We start from the raw sequence: 17,359 nt of genomic DNA on the forward strand, positions 1-17,359 counted from the left end.
GCTAATCGACCCTACTTGCCTCTGTTTTATTTAACGCTCTGCTGCTTGTCGATGGCTTCTGTTGTGATGGTTTGTTCCCCCTCATCCCCAGCCCTTCTCCCCTTATCTATGGCAAAGAGTGGGAGAAGGGGGCGCAGATCGCAGCGATTTTGGAATGGCGTGACAGCTACGGCTACAAGTTGGCAGGTACTTGTCCCCTCTCCCTTTGGGAGAGGGCTAGGGTGAGGGGAGGTAACATTTGGGGGCAATGAACAAGGTGAATTGCACCGTGATTAAACCCGCGAGGTGGTAATCCCCCCATTTTTAGGGGCATTCAAAAGTAGAGGTCATGCAGCCTTTGCCAGATGCTGCTTCGGGGTATAACCATCCAGCGCCATATTGGGCCGCTCATGGTTATAAACCCACAGCCATTGGGTTGCAAACTCTTGGAGCTCCTCCAGCGTGCCAAACAGATGATGAGCCAACCAATCGTAACGTACCGTTCTGTTAAACCGCTCTATGTACGCGTTCTGCTGAGGATTGCCTGGTTGGATATACCCCAAGGTGATCTCCTGTTTCGCCGCCCACGCCTTGAGCACTTCGCTGATATATTCTGGTCCATTATCGCACCGGATCATCGCCGGTTTGCCACGCCACTCAATCACCTGTTCCAGTGCGCGCTTGATCCGTGAAGCGGGCAATGAAAAATCGACCTCAATGCACAGCGCCTCGCGGTTAAAATCATCGATCACATTAAACAGTCGCACTGACCGGCCATCGCTCAGTTGATCGTGCATAAAATCCATCGACCAGCAGTGGTTAGGCTGGGCAGGCACGGCCAGAGCCTGTGGCTTTTCACGTACCAGTCGCTTCTTGGGCTTGATGCGCAAGTTCAGTTCAAGCTCCCGATAGATCCGGTAGACCCGCTTGTGGTTCCAAGCAAACCCTTTGACGTTACGCAGGTAGAGGAAGCAGAGGCCAAAGCCCCAGTTCCGCTGGCTGTTGGTGATACGCAGCAACCAATCCGCAATAAGCTGGTTTTCATCGGCGAGCATGGGTTGATAGCGATAACAGCCTTCGCTGACCTTGAAGATGTTGCAGGCTAGCCGGATAGAAATGGCAAAGAGCGACACGGCTTTGATAGCCATCTCCCTGCGGGCAGATGGCGTCACCACTTTTTTGCTATGGCCTCGGCGATAATCTCGGCTTTGAGGCGCTCCTCGGCATACATCTTCTTGAGGCGGCGGTTTTCCTCCTCCAGCTCTTTGAGGCGAGCCATGAGAGAGGCATCCATGCCACCGAATTTGGCGCGCCACTTGTAAAAGGTCGCGGAACTGATGCCATGCTCGCGGCAGAGTTCAGGGACGGGTGAGCCAGACTCGGCCTGTTTGAGGATGGCGATGATTTGGGCATCGCTAAAGCGTGATGTTTTCATGTTAGAACCTCCTGCGTTCAAGATACGAGAAAATTCTACTTATGAGCACCCCAGGTTTTCGGGGGGATTACCAGGTTACCGGTGCAATGAGCTATACGGATTGCCCCTACCCGGCGGCGTGAGCGCCCAGTAAAGCCGCCATGATAGTAAATAGCAGCCAGTCATTGATAATGTGCGCGCCGGTCGATACCCAAATATTTTTGGTAATGATGTAGCCACTGAGCAGCACAATGCGGGCCGTCCCGATAACTAGAAAACATTGCACAAAATTCCACTCATAAGTGGGCAGATGCAACGCACCAAAGATAAGCGCAGTACAGAGCCAGGCGGTGATAATTGCGCGCTTGCGCGTCATGGCGAGTTTTTGGTGACAAAACCAGAGCACAGCCAGAAATGGCAATATGGATACCACCTCCTCACCGAACAGCTGCGGGGCCGTTTTTAAATAAAAGAGGATGAGTGCCGTATCGGATGCCCCTGCCAGCAGGGTATTGACCGGATTGGTATTCATCTTGAAAAGCAGCTGCAGCAAGATTGCAACGGTGAAGGAGACCAGAATATTGGCGCCAACAATGACCACCATCAACAGAACATCCCGCCATGTCGGCGTGCGAAACAGTGCTCGCCACCCTTTGCCTACCATGATGGCGAGCACGGCCAGCGGGATAAGCGGAAACAGGATGGCGGGAACAAAGCCGCCCATGGTGGTTTTAAAAAATGCGACAGGCACCGTCAGCATCGAGAAACCCAGCGCCGCACCCAGCAGAATCAGTACCCAGTGGCGGGCAGATAATGCATGGAGCCCCTCGCGATAAAAGGGAAAGTCCCCGGCACTTTTGCGCTCGAAACCATAGCAATCCTTGTCATTCAATACCGGCATGGCGGCAGAGGGCTCTTCACTCATGGTGTCTCTCGATATTTATTCGGGTGTGGTGCAGACAATCGTATACCAAGGTTGTGCCCCGCGAGGTTGCCGCTGCAATGGGCTGCGCAGGTTGCCCTACTGGCGCCTGGTCCCCTGCGAGCTTGCGCTTCTCAGCGCACCATCTGCTCTTTTGACCCGTCTGCGTGGATCTGATGGATGACATCATGGCAATAATGGGTGCATGATTTTGCCTGCACGGCGCTATCGCTAGCTAACAAGGAAGGGATTCGATGATAAATATTGGGATGCATTTTGAGATTCCGGTAACGGATATGCAGCGAGCAATCGCCTTCTACTCTGCCGTTTTTGATATCGAGTTCGAACGTGCGCAGATCGATGGCAATGAAATGGCGCTATTCCCGTTTATTGATGGCGCGCAAGGCTGTTCCGGTGCCTTGGCCAGAGGGGATAGTTATATTCCGAGTCTGGACGGCACGCGGATTTATCTGACGGTGAACAATATTGAGCGGGTGATGGCGGGTGCGCTGTTGGCTGGCGCCAAGCTACTTTACCCCGTGACTCAGGTGGGTGAAGCCATCAAGGTGGCCGAGTTTCAGGACTCTGAAGGTAACCGAATTGCCTTGCTGGATAAGGCGATTTGCGCTGATTAGCGCAGCCTGAACAGGGATTCGCCAACCGGCCGCAGGCGATTAACCCCGCCAAAATAGAGGGCCCCGCCATCCATGATGGCGGGGCCCTTTGCATTATCAGCAGCGTCGCTGCTTCAACCGCTCAGTCTGGTTGGGGCCGGTTAAATGGCTGGCCCGAACCTGATCAAACGGGGATGGCAGGCCCTGCCGGTGGTGGGGCAATTTTGGCGGCAATCAACTGGCGCAGGCGGGGCACCAGCAGCAGCAACACCACACCCCCTGCCAGCGAGCCCCAGCCCAGCATATTGAACACCGAGCTGTAACCCGGATTGGTGGCGAGCGGGGTGCTGCCGATATTTTGCGGCATGGCGCCGGAGACATACCCCGCCAGTACCGAGGCGACGCCGGTCACCATCATCCAGCAGCCCATCATCAAGCCTTGCAGGCTGGCGGGGGCCAGCTTGCCAATCATGGCGTAGCCGATGGGGGAGATCAGCAGCTCGCCCAGACTCTGCAGCACATAGCTGATGGCGATCCACTTGAAGGCGACCAGACCGTCGGCACCCGCTAGATGGATGCCGATGGGCAGCACCAGCATCCCCAACCCCATGCAAAACAGCGAGGCGGCAAACTGGGAGGGGATGTCGATGTTCCAGCCCTGCTCGCGCAGCCGCTTGAACAGCAGCGCCATCAGCGGGCCGCCGATAACGATGACGCTGGTGTTGATGTTCTGGATCCACTGGGGGGCGACCCGCAGCCCGAACACGCTGAGGTTGATGTTGTGCTCGGAGAAGAGCATCAGCCCCATCGGCGCCAGCTGGTAGAGCGACCAGAAGATGAGGGAGCCCAAAGCGAGGATCAGATAGGCCACCATGCGGCTGCGCTCGGCGGCGTCCGGGTGGCGGGCGGTCATCACGCAGAGCAGCACCAGCACCACGGCACCCAGCATCAGCACGAAGCTGCCGCTAAAGCTGGCGTGGGTCAGCAGCAGGCGCAGGGCGGGCACCAGCATGGCCAGAATGGCGAGGCCGCCAAGCATCCGCAGGTAGAAGCCGCGCCCCTTGATATGACGCAGCGGGGTGTTGATATCCGCCAGAATCGGCCAGAAGAACAGGGTGGCGATGATGGCCAGCACGTTGCCCAGCGTCGCGAACAGGAACAGGGTGCGGTAATCCTCGGTGAGCTGGAAGTAGCCCGCTACCGAGAAGCCCATAAAGAAGCCCAGATTCATCCCGGCGTAGTTCCACAGGAAGGCGCTCTCGCGGCGGTGATCGTCCGGGGCGAAGCGCTGGGTCAGCATCATGTTGAGGCAGGTGACGTTGAGGCCGCTGCCGGTGAGGAACATGGCGAGCCCCCAGTAGAGGCCGGTGATGCCCATCTCGGCGATGAGGTAGCAGCCGATCACCTGCAAGACCATCCCCATCACAAACAGGTTGCGGTTGCTGAGGAAGCGTCCGCCCAGATAGCCGCCAAACAGGTGCAGGCCGTAGTTGAAGGCGCCGAAGATCCCCATCATGGCGTTGGCTTGGGATTCGCTAAAGCCGAGCCGCTTGGTGGCGTAGAGCACCAGCGTGGAGTAGAGCACTGCAAAACCCAGGGTGGCAAAGGTCTGGATAAAGAACAGGGCGCCAGAGCCGGGGGGAACGGCGGCGTGATGAGGGTGTGGTGCTGAAGCGCTCACGGTTTGTCTCCTGTGAGAAGAGAAAATCACAACTCATCCTGAGAGTGTGCCAGTCAGTGACCGGCTAGCCTTTGGCGCTTCCATACTGCTTTAAAGACTGGTTTGTCATTTAGCGTTCAGCGCGATTAAATTGCCAGCCCTTAAATTTAATTGGGTGAGATTAATTGCTTTTTATTGATCTATTTCGCCTTTTTATGCGCTCGCCGCCGTGGTTGCAGCCCGATTTGCCACGCGATTGCAGTACGGTTCATGTGATCATGGCGACCATTTGGCCCCTTATTCGGCTCGGCATTGCGATCCCCGTCCCGTTTTTCACCTCATCATGCCGCCATAACCCGGCCGTTCAGTCGCAGGTTATTCATTCACCAATGGGTGTTGAGTGAATAAATATCGGCGGGGGAGGCGGGAGGGGAAAAGGGGCAACCGGGGAGGGATCTGCGGAGGGGTGAATGGCATAATTGTTTCGCTGTTGCAACGAATGTGAGGAAATTGGTATTGCTGGCGAGAAAATGGCGAGCCTGCCGGTTTGACTGGCGAAGCGAAACAGGGGGTCGCCATTTTTCTGGCAATCCATCTGCTCTTCCTATTTCCGTAGCCACAGATGGTTGCGGTGCGGCCGATTACGCTTCGCTAATCGACCCTACTTGATTGCACCCTAGGTGTTACTCGCGGGCGCGTGTTCCCTCTCCCTTTGGGAGAGGGCCAGGGTGAGGGGATGTGCTTGTCGCCAGATATAACAACGCCCGGCGGGCCGGGCGTTGGGAAACGACTGAACGGGCGGCGAAACGCGCCCTAGAAGTCGTGGTAGAGCGGCCAGCCGAGCAGCGGGTGGCGCAGACCGGCGCGCATCTCGATGTTGTCGAGCTTCTCCGGCGAGGCGTGCTCTTTTTGCAGCAGCTGGTACTGGCGCACAAAGCCCAAGGTGTGCAGCAGGTTGGCGACAAACCCCTTGCTGAGCTCCTGCCGTAGGCCGGCGATCAGCTCGCTTGGCAGTTCCGCCAGCAGCAACGTCAGCTGGGTGGCCAGATAGTCGGTGTCGTACCACTCCTCTTGCAGCACGATTTCCCGCGCCAGTTTGCGCTTGAGATCCTGCTTCACCTTCAGTGGGGCGGCGCCGCTGCCATTGCCGCACAGAATGCGGTAGAGCAGGGCTTCGGCCAGCTTGTCTTCCATGGTCGGGTGGTCGTTCTCACAGGCGAAGAAGTGCTGATCAATCAGGCTCATCAGCCGGACTTTGTTATGCTCCACCTGGGCTTTTTCGTACTCTTGCCACCCTTGCCACTCCTCCACATCGGGGGGGCTGGAGATCTTGTCCAGCAGACGGGCATCCACCTCGCCATAGAGGCTGTTGCCGCCGGTGCTGACCGAGATCAGCATCGACCAGCCCTTCTGGAACGGCTTGATCGGCCCTTCCGGCGCCTGCAGCAGGGCGAGTGCCCGGTCAGTGTCGCGCTGGGAGAGCTCCAGCAGGCCCAGGCTCACTACCCCGATCACGTCGTGGGCGGCCTGCTCCAGCAGGTGCATCTTGTACTTGTTGTAGTACTTGTCGGCAAACTTCAGGCTCATCAGCCCGGCCTTGCCCTTGATGGCGGCCAGTTGCTGATCGCTCAAGCGTTCGTTTTCGCGGCCAAAGCGCAGTACCTGCGTGAGGAATGGGCCCTGATTGACATCGCGTATAACCAGTTGCATGACGGGGTCCCTTAATCCAGAAAGCTGAACATGTCGTCGACTTCGGCGAACTCGTCCTCGACCTTGTTCTTCTCTTTGGCTTGCATCACCAGCTCGCTGGCGAACTTGCTGATGATCCCTTCCCAGCTGGAGTGTTCATTGCGCAGCAGTGCCTTGATCGCCTTCTCCACCTCAGGGGTCAGCTCGCGGATCAACATCAACAGGCTGCGCGGATCATCGAGTGAGTAGTCGTGAGCATTTTCACTCTGCTGGCGATCGCTGTAGGAGAGCGCCTCTTCCAGATCTTCCTCTTCGGCGTGCAGCACGTCGTGAGAGCCCTCTTCATCGTCTATGCGCTCACCGCGGTAGAACTCGATAAAGGGGATGGAGAGATAGAAAAGACCGGCCGGATCGTCGGCGATGCACTCCAGAATTTCAGTCTGCTTGGCTTCGCTATCCTGGGTGCGGATCAGGTAGTTGAGGAAGTCGAAGGTATGCTGTTGCAGCTCGTCGGCGTTGTTCTTGATCGCCTCTTCCCAGTAAAGCGGCTGCTGGCAGACGATGTCGCGGATCCGCTCCGGGGTCATCAGTTCACAGATGATCGACGGGAATGACATGTCATGCTGGCCATTGATCTGGGTCAGGGTGACAATATCAATCTGCTCAATCACTTCTGCCAGCTGGTCGTCAGACATGGTTTGGGCGATCAGTTCGAACCTTTCGCTGGCCTGTTTCGGCTCGACCACTGCCAGCTCTTTGATCTCGATGGCGGTAATTTCTATCAGACTGTTGTTCATGCGTTGCCCCAATTAGAAACGTACTTCGTCGTGCATATCCTGATCGCCGTCGTCGTCACTATCACCGTTATAGTCGGCGTCAGCGTCTTCCCCGTCTTCATCTTCTTCATCACGCAACTCGTAGTCGTCATCGGCACGGCGGCCACCGCGCGGCAGCGGGTTGTCGAGCTGGAACAGCACGGCACAGGCTTCGATCAGTTGATCTTCGCTCTGGGCGCGAACTGCCTTGACCAGCGGCAGGTCGGCATTGTTGAACGCCACCGATACCTTGAATTCGTCCCATGAGGGTTGTACGCCGCTGGTGAGCCAGGTGACCCACTGCTGCTTTGCCTGGGGTGCAAATTGTACCCGACCATAGAGGGCCAGCGGCAGGTATTCCGGCATGAACTCCAGCATGCTCATGTCGGCCAGCAGCAGGGTCTTCATCTTGCCGGTGAACTGCTCAAGTGCCTTGGGCTGATCTTGATCCCGATAGGATTCAATGTTTTCGCTGGCATCACTCATCAGCGCTTTAATCCGCGCCTGGTCCCATTTTTTTTGCATAGTCACTCTTTTGGCTGGTGCATCAGGGGTAGAACTGGTCCCACATATCCTGCATGGCAGCAGCGGGATCGGTCACGATGACGTTGTTGAAATCTTTGATAAAAGCGGCCCGTCGTTGCGGGTCTGACAGCACTTCATAGGCTTGCTTTACCTGGTGCAGCTTGCTTGCCGCCAGTTCTCGTTCTTCTTCGCTTGCCCCTAACAGCTTATCGGGGTGGTACTGGTTCGACAGCCGGCGATAGGCTTTTTTGATGTCGTTTTCGTTGGCATTGGACTTGACGCCCAGTACCCGAAAGTAGTTGTTCATGGCAGATCCTGCATCACTGGCATCATAGGATTCACACTGCGGGTGCCTGAGGGTGGGGATTGGAAACCCAGGCACGGTAAAAACCCGTCATTTTAACGGAAACGCCCCCCTAAAGCGATGAATTGAGCGACGAGTTAAGGGGCGGAGTGAAGAGGGGCAGTTGCAGGGCTATTGTTGCCAGTCGGCCACGACAGTACAAGGGCCATCTAGCAGTAGGCGATGAAAAAATGGGCAGGGGGGAATTGGAAGGTGAAATGGGGCGGCAGCCGCTATGCCGCCGCCGGGGTTACTGCTCCCAGAAGGAGGCGGAGGTGTGGTAGATCATCTTCTTGCTCATCCCGCCATCGACCACCAGATTGGCGCCGTTGATAAAGTCGTTCCGGGGATCCGCCAGAAAGAGGCAGGCGCGGGTGATGTCGTCGGGGCGACCGACCCGGCCACTCGGGTGCTGGCGGTGATCCGCCTCGGTCAGGGTGTGGTAATCCTCCGCCTGGATCCAGCCCGGACTGATGGCATTGACCGTGATGGGGTAGTCGGCCAGCGAGTTGGCGAGGGACTGGGTGAGGGCCACCAGCGCCCCCTTGGAGGCACCATAGGCATCCCAGCCCGCTTCGTTCTGCTGCCAGCGGGTGGAGGCAATATTGATGATGCGGCCATAGGGCTGCCCGCGGTTGGCCTGCACAAAGGCGCGGGCGCAGAGCATGGCGCCGCGCACATTGACCGTCATCACCTGATCGAACTGTTCTGCGCTCAGATCCTCAAAATGGGTGTGGAACTTGCTGATGGCGCCGTTGTTGATCAGCAGATGGACGCCGCCATGCTGCGCGCGCACCTCCGCAAAGAGCCGCATGATGGCCTGCTCGTCACGCAGATCGAGGGGATGAAAGTGGATCTCGGGATGGTCGAAAGAGTGAAGGGCCAGATCGGTGGCAATCACCCGATAGCCCGCCTCGGCCAGCCCGCTGCAGAGCTGGCGGCCAATTCCGCCAGCGGCGCCGGTGACCAGCGCAATTTGGGGTTGGTTGGTCAGCTCGTTCATTGCGCTGCCCCATTGCGGGCCCGCAGCACCTTGATCAGCGCCGACACCTCCTGCTGGCCAAAGCCTTGCGCCACTCCTTCTTCAAACAGATCGGCAGCAAAACGCGGGAAGCGGCTATCGATCCCGGCATCGGTGGCATGACCCGCGAGGCGGCTGATGGCGGCGCTCCAGGTTTTCAGGCTGGCGTAGGGGTGATCGAAATCGCCGCTCGCCAGCGTCTTGCCAAGGTGGGCCACATCGCCCCCCAAGATCGGCGACAGCTCGCTGAACTGGGCGCACACCTGGGCCACCGGCAACCCTTCTGCCTCGCAGATCAGCGCACCGTGCAGGGCCCCGAGCAGACCACCGGCAAAGTAGGCGGCGACGGCGCAATCTTGCGCGGCGGCGGCGCCCACCGCTTCGGCCAGATGGTCGAGGGTGGGGGCGAGCAGGCGCAGCACCGGCTCGGCCTCGCTAAAGGCGGCGCTGGCCCCCGAGCAGATGATGCTGGCATCGGCTGTACCGATCTGATCCGGGAAGCAGAGGATGGCGCCATCGAGATAGCGGGCGGCGCGGGCATGGCTCCAGCTCTCTAGCGCTCTGGCCCCCTGCGGACTGCCGGTGGAGAGCTGCACCAACAGCTTGCCCGCCACGGCATCGCTCGCCTCGTCCAGCAACTGCTGGCTGACGGCGTAGTTATCGACACAGATCAGGGTGATATCGCCCGCGGCAATGGCTTCGCCTACCGAGGGGGCGAGTGTCGCACCCAGCGCTTGCAGCGGGGCGGCCTTGGTGGCGCTGCGATTCCAGACGGTGACCGGATGGCCCGCCTTGAGCAAAGTGGTGGCGAGGGCGGAGCCCATGGCCCCGAGGCCGATGACAGAGAGATGGCGCATGATGGCTCCTGGCTGTGTTGATAGACACTGATATAGAGAATGGGGATGCCTTGTGGCAGGTGAACCACTATATTGCCCCCATGTCGCCGTGAAAAATGGCTTTTATGACTGTCTGGTATAGGTGAATTCTATGGATGTGCGAACCTTGCGTGCGTTTGTCGCTGTCTTCGAGGAGCGCAACATCACGGCGGCGGCCACCCGCCTCTTCATCACCCAGCCCACCCTCTCCACCACCATCAAGACACTGGAGGATGAGCTGGGGGTGAACCTGTTTGTCCGGCAGGCCCGCGGGGTGGAAGGAACCGAAGCGGCGCACCGGCTCTATCCCCGCGCCAAGCGGCTGATTGCCGACACCGACTCCCTCGCCCGCGAGTTTCGTGAAACCTCCCCCTGCCTCGAGGTGACGGTGGGGATAGAGGCGGATCTGGGCGATAGCGTGGTGGGGGCGCTGGTGCAAGGGGCGCTCGCCCACGAGGAGATCCTGCTGACCCTGGAGGAGGGCTGCTGTGGCGATGTGCGGTTGGGCTGCGAATCCCTGCGCTGCGGCGATGAGCTCTTTATCCCCTTGCTGGAGGAGGAGTTCGTACTGGTGCTGCCGCCGGATCACCCGCTGGCGGGCAAGGGGGCGCTCACCTCGGCAGCGCTGGCGGACCAGCCCTGGGTCACCTGCCCGCGTCACGACTCCCACCTGCGGCTGATCGCCATCCTCGGGAATCAGGCACCGCTCTATCCACGGCGAGCGGGATCGCTGCGACTGGCCGCCGCTATGGTGGCGGCTGGGGCGGGGATCGGCTGGTTGCCTCGCTCCCTCTGTCCATCCGGTTGTGGGGTGGCCGAGCTGGCGGCGTCGTCCTTCAAACGGCGGGTGGGGCTCTGCTACGCCCCCGATGCGTTGCGCTCGGCGGCGGTGATCGCCCTGCTGGAACAGCTACGCGGGATGCAGCTCCCCGCCTGATGTCGGCATAAAAAAGGGCCATCCGGTGGGATGGCCCTTGTCATTGGTTGCTGCGGTGAGGCTTGCCGTAGTGAAGGGTGGCGTTTAGTGAGGATTAGAGGGCTAGAGCGACGCCCACCAGAGCCGCAGCTGCAGGCCCCATTTCGAGCTCCAGCCGGTGGTGCTGCTCACCAGCTTGCCATCCTTGATAACGAGGAAAGTCGGGGTCACTCCCACCTGCCACTGGGCGGCCAGATCCCCCGACTCGTCGTTGTGGGTTGGGAAGGTGAGCCCCTTCTTGCCCAGCCCTCTGCCTAACTGCTCCGAATTGCCGGAGCGCAGCGCCACCGTCAGCACGTTTTCACCCTCTTGCCAGAGCTGCTGCACAGTCGGGGTGGTGAAACGGCAGACACCGCACCAGCTGGCCCAGTAGTAGACCAGCAGCGGCTTGCCCTGACTTAAGGTAGTGAGATCCGTGTTGGTGCCATCCTGCAGGGTGACGGGGGCGCGCATCGCCCCCTCTGGCAGGGTCGGGCTGCGCCACAGATCCAGCAGGGTGGAGATAACCAGCGCCATCAGCAGCAGCCAGAGTGCCTCCTTGCCCCAGCGTCGCCAGCGGGGGTGAGGATTGGTGGTTGTCATCCCTTACCCCAGCTTGGCCAGTTCATCTTTCACCAACTGCTCCAGCTCCTCATAGGGGATGGCGCCCGGCACCAGCTGGTTGCCGATCAGGGTCGCCGGTGTGCCCTGTACCCCCAAGAGTGTGCCGATACGCAGGCTATTGCGCAGCTCTTCGGTCGCCTTGCCCTCTGGTTTGAGGGCCACATTGCCGGTGGCCGCCAGCGCCTTGTTGATGTCCGCCTCGGTCAGCATCCCCTGCTTGCTCATCAGCTTGTCGTGCAGGGTGAGGAAGCGGGCGGGATCCTGCTGCCACAGGGTCAGGCTGTACTGGGCCGCCTTGGCGGAGGTCTGCCCCTTGAACGGCAGCAGCTTGATCACCAGCCCCAGATCGTTGGGATAGGCCTTGAGCAGCTTGGTCAGCTGGGGATCGAACTGCTTGCAGTAGGGGCAGTTGTAGTCGGTGAACAGCACCAGGGTCAGCTTGGGATTCTTGGCGCCGAGGCGCGGGCTGGTGGCGCTGTTGAACAGCACATCCTTGTTGCCCTTGATGAAGTTGCCAAGCTGCGCTTCTTGGGTTGCCGCGTTCTGCTTCTCCCAGGATTCGGCCGCCTCGTCGAGGATCTTGGGGTTGGCGATCAGGGTCTCGCGGATCAGCTCCTTGATGCGCGCCTCCTGCTCCGCAGTGAAGGGGGCGGCGTGCAGGGCCGGAGCAAGCAGCGCGGCAGAGAGGGAGGCCAGCAGGGTCAGGGCGCTCAGAGTCGGTTTCATGGGTACTCCTTAAAATCGGGTGGTGCCAGCCTGAAGCAGGCCAGCCTGGTGCAAAGTGGTGAGCAGCTCGTCCTTGTCGAGCAGGGGCGACAGCGTGGCCCCCTGCGGCAAGTCCGGGCCGTAAATCTGGTTGAAGGGGACCGCAGCCGCGCCCCGCTGGCGCAGGAAGGCGGCGATGGTTTCGCTCGGTTTGCTCCAGTCGCCGCGCAGGGCCACCACATAGGGGGCCGAGAGGGCCTGTTGCACCTCATCGCGTAGCAACACGTTGTATTTGTTGGCCTTGCAGGTCACGCACCAGTCGGCGGTGACATCGATAAAGACCCGCTTGTTCTGGGCCAGCGCATCGGTGATGGCGCGTTCAGAGAGCGGCTGCCAGACCACCTTGTCGACGCTGGTCGAGCCCTGCGCGCTAAAGGCGCCGCTCAGCAGCAGGGCGCTGCCAATCAGGGCGGCGAGGGCGATCGCCAGCGTGAAGCCGCGCATGCCGTAACGCCAGACGATGGCGAAGATCAGCCCCAGCACCATGGCAACCATCAGCCAGCCGGTGGCATAGCTGCCGAGATGGTTGTCGAGCAGGCTGGTCAGCCAGAGGCTGGAGCCCAGCATCATCAGGCCGAGCAGGATACGCAGATGGTTCATCCAGCGTCCCGGTTTCGGCAACCAGAGGGCGAGTCGTGGCAGGGCCGCCACCAGCAGCCAGGGCAGGCTCATGCCAATTCCGAGCGCGGTGAAGATCAGCCACAGTTGGCCGAGCGGCGCTGCCAGCGCAAAGGCCACCGCAGTGCCAAGGAAGGGGGCCGAACAGGGGGTGGCGAGCAGGGTGGCGAAGCTCCCCTGCAGGAAGTGACCGCCGAGGCCGTTGCCGCCGCTGGTGGCGAGGCGGGTGCTGAGGTTGCTGGGCAGACGGATCTCGAACAGCCCCAGCAGGTTGGCGCAAAACAGCAGGGTGACCAGCACCATAAAGCCGATAAAACCGGCGCTCTGGAACTGGATGCCCCAGCCGACGGCCCCTTGCGTGGTTCGCAACAGGCTGCTCATGGCCGCCAGCACCCAGAAGGAGGCGATGATCCCGGCGCTGGCGGCGAGGAACTGTTTGCGCACGGTTCCCTGTTCACGCTCCTGATGTTGCAGCACAGATCCCAGTTTGAGCGCCAGCACCGGCAGCACGCAGGGCATCAGGTTGAGGATAAGGCCGCCGAGCAGCGCTGCTCCCAGCAACCAGAACAGCGAATGACTCTGGCCGGGCAGCACGAGCGGCGCGCCGATCGTCCCCTTGCCCTGCCACGCCTGTTCGCCACTGCTGAGCAGCAGGCCGAGGGATTGACCGCGCAGATCCGGCGCATCCCCCTGCCAGCCGTCACTCACCGGCACCCGGGCGATCAGGGTGTTGCCCTGCACCTCAAGCGCCGGTTTGCCAAATTCGGCGCCTTCCAGAGCGTCGATAAAGAGGGAAGGCTGCTGCCAGCCCTCTGCCCGCTCGGCGCGCAGTTGCAGCTGGTTGTGCTGATAACCAAGCTCGACCCGGGTCTCGGCGGGCAGTTGCTGGGGCAGGGTGCTCATTGCCTTCGCCCAGGCAAAGTCGAAGTTGGCCGGGGCGGCATCATCCACCGCCAGGGTGAAGGGGTAGTCGGTCAGGATGCAGACATTGCTGCAGGTGGAGAGGCGCAAGGTGCCCTTGAGCACCTTCTCTGCCGGATAGCTGAGGCTAAGGGGGAAGGTCACGTCACCCTGATAACCCTGGGTGCTGAGCCCGGCCACCTCGAAGTGACGCGGCACCGGCCAGTGCCACTGAAAGTCACCGACCGGCTCATGCCACAGGATCTGGGGGGCAATGCCCCCTTCGCCCGGGCTGTGCCAGTAAGTCTTCCAGCCCGACTCCAGCTCGACATCGAGCAGGATGCGGGTCTGATCTGCCATGCTGCGGTCGGCCTGCAGCCGTACCTTGGCGTGATCATTCTGTGGGCTGGTGAGCCAGCCCGTGTCGCTGGCCAATCCCATGGATTGCCACAGCAGACCGCCCAGTAGCAGGGCCGCCTTGAAGAGATTCGACATCTTTTTGGTCTCGCAAAAATGAGTGATAGCTAACGAATGAACGCAGCTGAACTCATTCCCGCCAGACGCAGAGGGTGAGGTGCAGACGCCGTTCGGGCGGCGAGATGACTCTGGGTGGGGGCAGTGGCGGTGTATAGCGCCAAAGGGGGGCCAGCAGGGCGATCAGCACGGCCACGGCAAAGAAGAGTTGTTCGACGCAGAGCAGGGTGGCGGCGCTCAGCCACTTGCCGTTGAGCTGGCAGCTGGTGGGCTGCGGGCTGGCCGGTTTGGCATCCCCCTGATCTGTCGCCGTGCTTGGCGCGGGCAGTGCCTGACAGCTGAGGGCGTGATCGAGCAGCGCCAGCCGGGCCAGCGGCTGGGCCGCACAATTGAGCACCAGCAGGCAGACCAGCAGCAGGAGATGTTTCGCTACCCGTTGTTGCAAAATCATGTTCGCCCCGTCCATCAAGATGGGGCCATCCTAACGACCAATGGCGGGTGGGGCAAGTCGGCGGCGTATGTATGAGCAGCGCAGTGGGCGTTGGGACGGGGAGGAGGGGCGGTTCTGTTTGGCGAACGCTTGTTCGCTAAAAGGGGGATCAGTATACTGCGCCGAGTTAAAACTCGAGGTGTTCGATGCTCAAAATTGCCCGTGTGCTGCTGCTTGGTCTGCTGCTGATTTTCTGGTTCCTGTTCGGCCTGCTGCTCTGTCTGGTTCGTCCGCGCCATCCCAACAACGTCTATGTCTTCGCTCGCATGTATCACGCGGTCTGCCCGCTGATCGGGGTGCGGATCAAGGTGACCGTGGCCGAGGAAGCCAAATCGGTGGGGCCATCGGTATACGTCTGCAACCATCAGAGTAATTTCGATATCTTTACCGTGACCGGTGCCGTCATGCCCGGAGTGGTGGCGGTGGGCAAGAAGAGCCTGCTCTGGCTGCCCTTCTTCGGCCTCCTTTTCTGGCTCTCCGGCAACGTGCTGATCGACCGATCCAACCGCTCCCGTGCCATCGGCACCATAGGTCAGGTGGTGAACCGCATCAAGGAGCGTGGCACCTCCATCTGGATGTTCCCGGAAGGAACCCGTTCCCAGGGGCGTGGTCTGTTGCCGTTCAAGGTCGGCGCCTTCCATACCGCGGTGCAGGCCGAAGTGCCGGTGGTGCCCATTGTCTGCTCCAGTTATTTTGGGCAGATCGATCTCAATCGCTGGGACAATGGCGAGGTACTGGTCGAGGTGTTGCCGCCACTGTGCAGCAAGGAGCACGGCGCAGCCGGGATCCGTGAACTCTCTACGATTTGTCGAGACCAGATGGAGGCCAAACTGGCCGAACTGGACAGCAAGCTGGGCCACAGCCGCGCAGCCTGATAGATATCGAAAATGAATCGACAAGGGAGCAGCAAGCTCCCTTTTTTGTTGGTAAAAATAACCACATCATTGGCTATTTTCACCAATAAACCTTTCTTGAATCTCCTCGCTAAAACCACATCTATCTGTAAAACAACAATAATTTTTCTTGGCACGGCTCTTGTAATGCAATGGGAAGAGATAGCCATCCCAGCAACAAGGAGCCAGACCATGAGCGTATTCAGCCGCCTGACCGACGTGATTAATGCCAACCTGCACAGCCTGCTCGACAAGAGTGAAGAGCCGGAGAAGATGCTGCGCCTGATGATCGAAGAGATGGAGCAGGTGCAGGTCGAGATGCGTACCCAGGCCGCCCGGGTGATTGCCGAACAGAAACAGCTGGAGCGTCACCAGCAGGCGTTGCAGGCGCAGATCCTGGAGTGGTCGGCCAAGGCCGAGCTCGCCATCCAGAAAGGGCGTGAGGATCTGGCCCGTGCCGCCCTCACCGAGAAGCTGGCGGAGGTTAAAAAATGTGAACAGCTGGAGCAGGACAAGGCCCGGGTGGCCGAAGTGCTGGCTCAGCTCACCGCCGACAGCGAGCGACTGGCGGCCAAGCTGACCGAAGCCCGCGAGAAGCAGAAACTGCTGACCCTGCGCGAGCAGACGGCCCACAGCCGCATTCGTGCCCGCGCTCAGGTGGACAACCAGCGCATGCATGAGCTGATGGCCCGCTTTGACGGTTTTCAGGGGCGAGTCGATCAGCTGGAAGCCCAGCTGGAGGCGGCCACGCTGGGGCAGAATCCCTCGCTGGAGGCCCAGTTCCGCGAGTTGGAGCTCAATGACGAGATCGAGCGCGAGCTGGCTCGCCTCAAAGGCCAGAAGGCGGAGGTGTAATCATGAGCCCCTGGCCCAAGGATCTGGTGCATCGCAAGCTGACCGGGGTCTGTGCCGGTATTGCAAGGCGGTTGGGGGTCTCCAGAGTCACGGTGCGGGTGGTGGCACTGCTCGCCCTGATCCTGATACCGCCGCTGGCACTGGCCATCTATCTGCTGGCGGTGCTGGTGATGCCGCCCCGTTATGAATTGAAGCGCTGGCTGGATTGACCGAAGGGTTGACCAGCCGGCAGACAAGGTACTGATAAGGAGCAAGATATGCTGGAATTTTTCATATTGCTGGTGGTGCTGCTGGTCATGGCACTGACCGGTTTTACCCTGGTAGCCATGTTGCTGGTGAGCGGCCTGTTTGTGCTGCTGGGGGCACTGGGCGGCATGCTTGCTCTGATCATCAAGCTGGCCCCCTGGTTGCTGCTGGCGCTGGCGGTCTGCTGGCTTATCAGCAACCGCAGCAAGCGTTCCAATACCTACCTGTAACTTACCTGTAGTTGTGCAATACGTTGTGTGATGCTCCCTGATTTCCCCTTTTCGGCCACTCATTGAGTGGCCTTTTTTTGCCTGCGCCCCTCAGGGCCGGGTGGCTGCTGCTAACCACTGCGGGCTCCAGCTCTGCCAGAGTTCCGGGCTGTGGATCAGCCGCTCCTTGAAGGATTTTGGCTGCTGCTTGAGGCGGTATTCGATGCGCAGGGCCGCCCCCTTCTCGCCGACTAACTGCTGCCACACCAGCGTCAGTGGCCCCTTGCCGCGCAGGGCGCGGGAGCCCTTGCCACTCTGGTGCTGGCGCAGACGGCGCAGGGGGTCCGTGCTGATCCCGGTATAGAGCAGGCCGGTGGCGGTACGCACCATATAGACAGACCAGCGGGAAGGCTCTGCTGGTTGCGGCGCTGGTGGAGTGGTCACGGGTTTTCTCATTCAAATTCTCTGTGCCA

Annotated in this window: 20 protein-coding genes; 6 read left to right on the forward strand and 14 right to left on the reverse strand. The window is 60.2% G+C overall.

What is annotated here, in order from left to right:
* Positions 1–326: 326 nt before the first annotated feature.
* Positions 327–1,414 (reverse strand): IS3 family transposase gene (locus ACY8FN_RS06430; RefSeq protein WP_463099321.1). Its coding sequence is split into 2 segments (ribosomal slippage): positions 327–1,165 and positions 1,165–1,414, totalling 1,089 coding nucleotides; the frame shifts between segments, so codons are not numbered across the junction.
* A gap of 106 nt (positions 1,415–1,520) precedes the next feature.
* Positions 1,521–2,318, reverse strand: a complete 798-nt coding sequence (locus ACY8FN_RS06435) for a CPBP family intramembrane glutamic endopeptidase (protein WP_463099514.1) — start codon at positions 2,316–2,318, stop codon at positions 1,521–1,523.
* A 251-nt stretch (positions 2,319–2,569) separates the two neighbouring features.
* Between ACY8FN_RS06435 and ACY8FN_RS06440 the strand changes: the two genes are divergently transcribed.
* On the forward strand, positions 2,570–2,950 hold the full coding sequence (locus ACY8FN_RS06440) for a VOC family protein (protein WP_463099515.1): 381 nt from the start codon (positions 2,570–2,572) through the stop codon (positions 2,948–2,950).
* A gap of 163 nt (positions 2,951–3,113) precedes the next feature.
* On the opposite strand, the gene ACY8FN_RS06445 is transcribed toward ACY8FN_RS06440, so the two are convergent.
* From ACY8FN_RS06445 to ACY8FN_RS06475, 7 genes are all read right to left on the reverse strand, one after another.
* Positions 3,114–4,610: a peptide MFS transporter gene (locus ACY8FN_RS06445; protein ID WP_463099516.1), complete on the reverse strand. Its 1,497-nt coding sequence runs from the start codon at positions 4,608–4,610 to the stop codon at positions 3,114–3,116.
* A 792-nt stretch (positions 4,611–5,402) separates the two neighbouring features.
* Entirely contained in the window at positions 5,403–6,299 is an 897-nt protein-coding gene (gene atcC / locus ACY8FN_RS06450) for a cold adaptation protein AtcC (RefSeq protein ID WP_463099517.1), read from the reverse strand.
* An 11-nt stretch (positions 6,300–6,310) separates the two neighbouring features.
* Entirely contained in the window at positions 6,311–7,075 is a 765-nt protein-coding gene (atcB, locus tag ACY8FN_RS06455) for a cold adaptation protein AtcB (protein ID WP_101315944.1), read from the reverse strand.
* 12 nt (positions 7,076–7,087) lie between these two features.
* Positions 7,088–7,618: a cold adaptation protein AtcA gene (atcA, locus tag ACY8FN_RS06460; protein ID WP_101348180.1), complete on the reverse strand. Its 531-nt coding sequence runs from the start codon at positions 7,616–7,618 to the stop codon at positions 7,088–7,090.
* 22 nt (positions 7,619–7,640) lie between these two features.
* A complete protein-coding gene (gene atcJ / locus ACY8FN_RS06465) occupies positions 7,641–7,925 on the reverse strand; it encodes a cold adaptation protein ActJcold adaptation protein ActJ (RefSeq protein ID WP_042023047.1) in 285 nt (94 codons plus the stop codon).
* Positions 7,926–8,211: 286 nt separating this feature from the next.
* Positions 8,212–8,964, reverse strand: a complete 753-nt coding sequence (locus ACY8FN_RS06470; protein ID WP_463099518.1) for an SDR family NAD(P)-dependent oxidoreductase — start codon at positions 8,962–8,964, stop codon at positions 8,212–8,214.
* Complete coding sequence (locus ACY8FN_RS06475) at positions 8,961–9,839, reverse strand: NAD(P)-dependent oxidoreductase (RefSeq protein ID WP_463099519.1); 879 nt, start codon at positions 9,837–9,839, stop codon at positions 8,961–8,963. Before ACY8FN_RS06475 ends, ACY8FN_RS06470 begins: the two co-directional genes overlap by 4 nt.
* 130 nt (positions 9,840–9,969) lie before the next feature.
* Here ACY8FN_RS06475 and ACY8FN_RS06480 point away from each other — a divergent pair, with 130 nt between their 5' ends.
* The gene (locus ACY8FN_RS06480) at positions 9,970–10,794 is read left to right on the forward strand and encodes a LysR family transcriptional regulator (protein ID WP_463099520.1); all 825 of its coding nucleotides are present in this window, start codon (positions 9,970–9,972) and stop codon (positions 10,792–10,794) included.
* A gap of 102 nt (positions 10,795–10,896) precedes the next feature.
* Here ACY8FN_RS06480 and ACY8FN_RS06485 read toward each other — a convergent pair whose 3' ends face one another.
* From ACY8FN_RS06485 to ACY8FN_RS06500, 4 genes are read right to left on the reverse strand one after another with little or no spacing between them, the layout of a single operon-like run.
* The gene (locus ACY8FN_RS06485) at positions 10,897–11,415 is read right to left on the reverse strand and encodes a protein disulfide oxidoreductase (protein ID WP_463099521.1); all 519 of its coding nucleotides are present in this window, start codon (positions 11,413–11,415) and stop codon (positions 10,897–10,899) included.
* 3 nt (positions 11,416–11,418) lie between these two features.
* Positions 11,419–12,162, reverse strand: a complete 744-nt coding sequence (locus ACY8FN_RS06490; RefSeq protein WP_463099522.1) for a DsbA family protein — start codon at positions 12,160–12,162, stop codon at positions 11,419–11,421.
* 9 nt (positions 12,163–12,171) lie between these two features.
* Positions 12,172–14,214: a protein-disulfide reductase DsbD family protein gene (locus ACY8FN_RS06495; RefSeq protein WP_463099523.1), complete on the reverse strand. Its 2,043-nt coding sequence runs from the start codon at positions 14,212–14,214 to the stop codon at positions 12,172–12,174.
* A gap of 52 nt (positions 14,215–14,266) precedes the next feature.
* Positions 14,267–14,644, reverse strand: a complete 378-nt coding sequence (locus ACY8FN_RS06500; protein WP_139690961.1) for a hypothetical protein — start codon at positions 14,642–14,644, stop codon at positions 14,267–14,269.
* A 185-nt stretch (positions 14,645–14,829) separates the two neighbouring features.
* Here ACY8FN_RS06500 and ACY8FN_RS06505 point away from each other — a divergent pair, with 185 nt between their 5' ends.
* The 4 genes from ACY8FN_RS06505 to pspG all read left to right on the forward strand — a co-directional run bounded on the left by ACY8FN_RS06505 (position 14,830) and on the right by pspG (position 16,907).
* The gene (locus ACY8FN_RS06505; protein ID WP_463099524.1) at positions 14,830–15,558 is read left to right on the forward strand and encodes a 1-acylglycerol-3-phosphate O-acyltransferase; all 729 of its coding nucleotides are present in this window, start codon (positions 14,830–14,832) and stop codon (positions 15,556–15,558) included.
* Positions 15,559–15,768: 210 nt separating this feature from the next.
* Positions 15,769–16,431 carry a phage shock protein PspA gene (pspA, locus tag ACY8FN_RS06510; RefSeq protein WP_019446683.1) on the forward strand — a complete coding sequence of 221 codons (663 nt, stop codon included), beginning with the start codon at positions 15,769–15,771 and terminating at the stop codon, positions 16,429–16,431.
* A gap of 2 nt (positions 16,432–16,433) precedes the next feature.
* Positions 16,434–16,640: a PspC domain-containing protein gene (locus tag ACY8FN_RS06515; RefSeq protein WP_303843032.1), complete on the forward strand. Its 207-nt coding sequence runs from the start codon at positions 16,434–16,436 to the stop codon at positions 16,638–16,640.
* A 48-nt stretch (positions 16,641–16,688) separates the two neighbouring features.
* Entirely contained in the window at positions 16,689–16,907 is a 219-nt protein-coding gene (gene pspG / locus ACY8FN_RS06520) for an envelope stress response protein PspG (protein WP_068979014.1), read from the forward strand.
* A gap of 90 nt (positions 16,908–16,997) precedes the next feature.
* Here the strand turns inward: pspG and ACY8FN_RS06525 are convergent, their stop codons facing one another.
* Positions 16,998–17,342 (reverse strand): GIY-YIG nuclease family protein, encoded by a 345-nt coding sequence (locus tag ACY8FN_RS06525; RefSeq protein WP_463099525.1) that lies wholly within the window; start codon positions 17,340–17,342, stop codon positions 16,998–17,000.
* Positions 17,343–17,359: the final 17 nt, after the last annotated feature.

The organism is Aeromonas sp. 160P, from assembly GCF_055193095.1.

What these genes read in the sequence shown, in the direction of transcription:
- pspA (WP_019446683.1), top strand. Translation starts at nt 15,769, where the DNA reads ATGAGCGTATTCAGCCGCCTGACCGACGTGATTAATGCCAACCTGCAC.
- ACY8FN_RS06470 (WP_463099518.1), bottom strand. Translation starts at nt 8,964, where the DNA reads ATGAACGAGCTGACCAACCAACCCCAAATTGCGCTGGTCACCGGCGCC.
- ACY8FN_RS06525 (WP_463099525.1), bottom strand. Translation starts at nt 17,342, where the DNA reads ATGAGAAAACCCGTGACCACTCCACCAGCGCCGCAACCAGCAGAGCCT.
- ACY8FN_RS06475 (WP_463099519.1), bottom strand. Translation starts at nt 9,839, where the DNA reads ATGCGCCATCTCTCTGTCATCGGCCTCGGGGCCATGGGCTCCGCCCTC.
- ACY8FN_RS06485 (WP_463099521.1), bottom strand. Translation starts at nt 11,415, where the DNA reads ATGACAACCACCAATCCTCACCCCCGCTGGCGACGCTGGGGCAAGGAG.
- ACY8FN_RS06505 (WP_463099524.1), top strand. Translation starts at nt 14,830, where the DNA reads ATGCTCAAAATTGCCCGTGTGCTGCTGCTTGGTCTGCTGCTGATTTTC.
- ACY8FN_RS06480 (WP_463099520.1), top strand. Translation starts at nt 9,970, where the DNA reads ATGGATGTGCGAACCTTGCGTGCGTTTGTCGCTGTCTTCGAGGAGCGC.
- atcB (WP_101315944.1), bottom strand. Translation starts at nt 7,075, where the DNA reads ATGAACAACAGTCTGATAGAAATTACCGCCATCGAGATCAAAGAGCTG.
- atcJ (WP_042023047.1), bottom strand. Translation starts at nt 7,925, where the DNA reads ATGAACAACTACTTTCGGGTACTGGGCGTCAAGTCCAATGCCAACGAA.
- ACY8FN_RS06490 (WP_463099522.1), bottom strand. Translation starts at nt 12,162, where the DNA reads ATGAAACCGACTCTGAGCGCCCTGACCCTGCTGGCCTCCCTCTCTGCC.
- ACY8FN_RS06515 (WP_303843032.1), top strand. Translation starts at nt 16,434, where the DNA reads ATGAGCCCCTGGCCCAAGGATCTGGTGCATCGCAAGCTGACCGGGGTC.
- ACY8FN_RS06435 (WP_463099514.1), bottom strand. Translation starts at nt 2,318, where the DNA reads ATGAGTGAAGAGCCCTCTGCCGCCATGCCGGTATTGAATGACAAGGAT.
- ACY8FN_RS06440 (WP_463099515.1), top strand. Translation starts at nt 2,570, where the DNA reads ATGATAAATATTGGGATGCATTTTGAGATTCCGGTAACGGATATGCAG.
- atcA (WP_101348180.1), bottom strand. Translation starts at nt 7,618, where the DNA reads ATGCAAAAAAAATGGGACCAGGCGCGGATTAAAGCGCTGATGAGTGAT.
- pspG (WP_068979014.1), top strand. Translation starts at nt 16,689, where the DNA reads ATGCTGGAATTTTTCATATTGCTGGTGGTGCTGCTGGTCATGGCACTG.
- ACY8FN_RS06500 (WP_139690961.1), bottom strand. Translation starts at nt 14,644, where the DNA reads ATGATTTTGCAACAACGGGTAGCGAAACATCTCCTGCTGCTGGTCTGC.
- ACY8FN_RS06495 (WP_463099523.1), bottom strand. Translation starts at nt 14,214, where the DNA reads ATGTCGAATCTCTTCAAGGCGGCCCTGCTACTGGGCGGTCTGCTGTGG.
- atcC (WP_463099517.1), bottom strand. Translation starts at nt 6,299, where the DNA reads ATGCAACTGGTTATACGCGATGTCAATCAGGGCCCATTCCTCACGCAG.